Below are 4502 nucleotides of genomic sequence, written 5' to 3'. Positions count from 1 at the left end.
AACCATTCAGCAAACTGAGGCATTAATCGGTGCTGTAGAGGCAAGCATTTCTGAAACTAAACAAAACTGGAATCTGCCATGAATGAACAAGCTCAAATACCAGACCCCCAGACGAGAGCGCGAAGTGTTGCTAGGTGGCGCGAAGTTAACCAACAAATCGATTTAGTCACACTCCAGCTTGATGAATTAATTGCGATGGTAGAAGCTGGTTTGCGAGAACAACGTTTGGCTAGACTTCAAGGTAAGGGTAAAGCAGCAGAAACTATTAATGAGTAAGAGAGGGGGAGAGCGATTCCCTACGGGATAGCTACGCTTCACGCTAAGAGTGCAAGCATCGCTCTCTCTGGTATGCTCTCCCAAAAGCGTCCTCCTTCCCCGTTCCTCTAAATTACTTAATCGAGTGTCGCGGTTGGAGGTCAAGGAGTGTCAGTAAATGCGGATAAACCACATTTGTGGAAGTCAGATATTGCCCAGTCGGTTGATTTCTACAACAATTGGTTTATGCAGTTCGCTCCTCAAGCTTACCGCGATACTCGTTTAGTTACCACTCAACAAGTCGAATCGGCATTACAACAGACAGCTAATCTCACCAATATTACACCTGGTATACTGCAACAGTATCCATCTGTTCTTCCTATTCTAAGGATGGCGACAGCACCACCCATTGCGCGTGACCGTCTGATCGGTTTAGCTGGGGTGTCGTCCAACTTAGTCAAGAATATGGAAGAAAAACAGCGAATTCCACCCAAAACAGAGCGGGCTATTCTGGATACAGAACTGAGAAAAATCAGTCAAATCATTGCCAGACTAGCAGACAAAGATATCTTCTCATGGTTGGACACGGGACGGCAACCAACTGATACAGAAATTCACCGAGCAGCGACAATTGTTGCAGACCGTTTGTGTGGTGCTATTTCTGATCCAATTATTCGCAACGCGCAAGAGCGCAGACAGTTGGCTATGATTAGGCAATGGCTGGAAGAGCGCGGCTACTCGTATATTGGGGGAGGAACCCGATTAAGTTTTGAGAGAATGCAGCCTGGTACTTTTTCCTTTCGACTCAACATTCCCATAGTTTTACAGGGAGGTACTAAACAAATTAATATCCCAATTGATGTTGTAATTAAACCTCTTCAGTCGAGTTCAGATGAGCTACCGCTTTTGATTGAAGCGAAATCCGCCGGAGACTATACCAATCCCAATAAGCGAAGGAAAGAAGAAGCAGTTAAGATGGCTCAATTACGCAATAACTACGGTGAGAATATCCGTTTCATTCTGTTTCTTTGCGGTTATTTCGATAGCGGTTATTTGGGTTATGAAGCTGCTGAAGGGATTGACTGGGTATGGGAACATCGAATAGAAGACTTAGCAGTGTTTGGGATATGAATTTAACTACCACAGAATCAATACGAACTTTGCGACAGTTACAACTGGATAGTGCAAAAACCCAAACAGAGAGAAATAAGTTGGGTCAGTTTGCCACGCCTACAGCATTAGCAGCAGATATTTTGAAATATGCTAAAACGTTATTACCAACAGATCAAAAAATTCGTTTTCTTGACCCGGCTTTGGGGACGGGAGCGTTCTACTCTGCATTATTGCAGCAATTTTCTTTATCGCAAATTGTAGAAGCGATCGCATACGAAATTGACCCTCATTATGGAGATGAAGCGATCGAACTTTGGCGCGATACTCCACTTCAACTAAATATTGCAGATTTTACCAAGGCTGTACCACCCAATTCTGACAATACTAAAGCTAATTTGCTTATTTGCAATCCTCCTTATGTCCGACATCATCATTTGAGCCGAGTTGAAAAGCTGCGGTTGCAACGGGTAACAGAACAGACAGCCGGAATAAAACTCAGTCAGTTGGCTAGTCTTTACTGTCATTTCTTATGTATTTCAGATGCTTGGATGGCGACTGATGGGTTGGCTGGGTGGCTGATTCCTACTGGATTAATGGATGTAAATTACGGACAGCCAATTAAGGATTATCTGCTCAACCGCGTCACTTTGCTGCGAATTCATTGTTTCGATCCGGTGGACGTACAATTTGAGGATGCGTTGGTATCGTCCGCAGTGGTTTGGTTTAAGAAAGCTTTACCACCTGCTAACCATGCTGTTGAGTTCACCTACGGGGGAAGTCTGACAGAACCTAAGATGTCTGTGATGATGTCGTTGGAGTCGTTACGCGGTACAGCTAAGTGGACTAAGTTTGGGTTGGTGTCTGGTAGAGTGAGTTCTCAAGAACAGCCTTTGAAGCTGAAGGATTTATTCACTATAAAACGGGGGTTGGCGACGGGAGCGAATGATTTTTTTGTGTTGACACCGGAGCAAATTTCTGCATATCAATTGCCGAGCGAGTTTTTACAGCCAGTTTTGCCTTCTCCCCGGCTGTTATCCGTGGATGAAATTGAAGCAGATGGCTTGGGAAATCCGATTCTCGTTCACCAGCTTTTTCTGCTATCGTGCGATTTACCCCCAGATGTGGTGAAAGCTAAGTATCCTTCGCTTTGGGAATATTTGCAGATGGGGGTAGGGCAGGGGATTTGCGATCGCTATCTCTGCAAGCATCGCTCTCCCTGGTATGCTCAGGAAAAGCGTCCTCCTTCTCCGTTCCTCTGTACTTATATGGGTCGTCAGGATACTGGTAGAGGTAGACCTTTTCGATTTATCCTCAATCATTCAAGGGCGACAGCTACCAATGTTTACTTGATGTTGTATCCTAAGCCTGCTCTTGCCAAAGTGCTTTTAGAGAAGCCAAAATTGCTGAAAGAGGTGTGGTCGGCGCTCGATCGTATTTCTGATGAAGCACTGATGGGTGAGGGGCGCGTGTATGGGGGTGGATTGTATAAGCTAGAACCGAGGGAATTGGGTAATGCTTTAGTAAAGAAAACTTGTGAACTTTTATAGAATGACTTCCTAAAAAACTCATTATTTAACCGCTAAGAATAGCGGAAGATCACCTTTGCATCACCAGCCAAATTTCTCTTTCGTCCCTTGCACTATATTGTGCAAAAGACTGGTAAGCCAAAATCTTAAGTGCCAAGCAAGAGTTTGTCAGTAATTATTTTTTAACAAAGCATTGCTAAACGCTCATCACAAAGCCAATTAATATCTTCCATTATCACCTTTGGGTTAGACCAATCATTACGAAAACCTGGAGCAAGTTGAGAAGCTTCAGCCACTAAATTAGTCAACTTTATGCCATAAAAAGGCCCATACCCAGGAATAATGATTGAACCTACTAATTCTCCTTTGCGTTCCGCTGGTTTTCCATGTTGAGCAATTACATCAAGAAGAAAATACCTCTTCCGATCTCCTAACTAGAGAACGCCTATTTTCTTGGAGCGAGAGGTTACCATTAACTTCAAAAATTAAATTTCGCTCTAAAGAAGTTTGCAAACATCTATTTATCTCTAAATCAGAGTATCCTGAATGCTGGAGAATCTGCTTGGTATTGTCTCTATCCCCATCTGACCGTGCAATAGCTTGCTCTAATGATAAAGGTACTAAAAAGCCTATCTCCTGTAATTCTCTCCGCAGTCGAACCGCTGCGCTTCTTACTTGGAAAAATGAGGTTGTTGTAGGCTTTGACAATAACTTTTTCAAATCACCGTTGAGGGAAGAAAAATAACCTGCTCCATCTACATATTCAATAAAACGGGCATCTGGTATAAATCCAAGAACATAATTTCGGGAAGTTTCTGTTTGATCTATATTTTTGTGAGAAACACTACCAGAATCACCCGCATAAAACTGACACTGTATAAATATCCTGGGTTTCCAACCTGATGTTTTAAATGGTAATACAAAATCATAGGCGCGAGTTTTCTTAACTTCACCTACCTCTTCTTGCTTTTCATCAGTAGTGTTTAGTAGTTCTTGTTCTGCCTCAAGCTGCTCAGTTTCTTTAATTGCAATTTTTGTTGCTTCAGGCTCAACGACTACATCTGTCATGTTAAAGTCAATGCCTGCTTGAAGTCCCCACTCTGTAAATCTCTCCCTTAACAAGATCTCTGGTTTGTGTCCACCTGAAGCTGAAACTGAGCCTCTAACTTGAAAAATAATAAGAGGAGCAAGTAAATCACGCTCCTTCTGAAACTGCTTCAACATTATATAGCTATGGCCAATGCTCCATAGCTGAGATACGCAAGACTCATCTTTCAAAACGAACTTAACAAACTCCTGTAAAAGTTCTTGTTGCCGATCTCTATTAACTGATAAATCAGCAACATTTTTCATATAAGCTTCTGCTTTCAATACTCTAGGAATCTTCTTATAATAAACTAAACTTTTTCCTTGACTTCTTCTTATAGCTGGTAGCGATTCCCAACCAGCCTCATCTCTTAAATAAATCGGTAATTGACATTTGCTATTATTATCTGACTTTCCAGTTACCAGAAACAAAACTGTAGCGAGTGCTTCAAGATATTTCTTTGCTTCTGGCTCATTTTTATTTTGAATAAGCTTAATAAATGTATTAGCTAAGATCGGAAG

The 4502-nt window shown here is 42.1% G+C and carries 4 protein-coding genes; 3 read left to right on the top strand and 1 reads right to left on the bottom strand.

The window, feature by feature from the left end; translation table 11 throughout:
- Window positions 1-78: 78 nt before the first annotated feature.
- From H6S82_RS19590 to H6S82_RS19580, 3 genes are all read left to right on the top strand, one after another.
- Window positions 79-276 carry a hypothetical protein gene (locus H6S82_RS19590; RefSeq protein ID WP_190474221.1) on the top strand — a complete coding sequence of 66 codons (198 nt, stop codon included), beginning with the start codon at window positions 79-81 and terminating at the stop codon, window positions 274-276.
- 147 nt (window positions 277-423) lie between these two features.
- Window positions 424-1386 carry a XamI family restriction endonuclease gene (locus H6S82_RS19585; protein WP_190474223.1) on the top strand — a complete coding sequence of 321 codons (963 nt, stop codon included), beginning with the start codon at window positions 424-426 and terminating at the stop codon, window positions 1384-1386.
- Window positions 1383-2915 (top strand): SAM-dependent DNA methyltransferase, encoded by a 1533-nt coding sequence (locus tag H6S82_RS19580; protein ID WP_190474225.1) that lies wholly within the window; start codon window positions 1383-1385, stop codon window positions 2913-2915. The genes H6S82_RS19585 and H6S82_RS19580 overlap by 4 nt, the downstream gene beginning before the upstream one ends.
- 381 nt (window positions 2916-3296) lie before the next feature.
- Here the strand turns inward: H6S82_RS19580 and H6S82_RS19575 are convergent.
- Window positions 3297-4502: hypothetical protein (locus tag H6S82_RS19575; protein WP_191056587.1), on the bottom strand; the 1206-nt coding region annotated here is incomplete at its 5' end.

This window comes from Planktothrix sp. FACHB-1355, assembly GCF_014748295.1.
GTDB lineage: Bacteria > Cyanobacteriota > Cyanobacteriia > Cyanobacteriales > Aerosakkonemataceae > Aerosakkonema > Aerosakkonema funiforme_A.
This window is presented reverse-complemented; position numbering and strand designations above follow the sequence as displayed.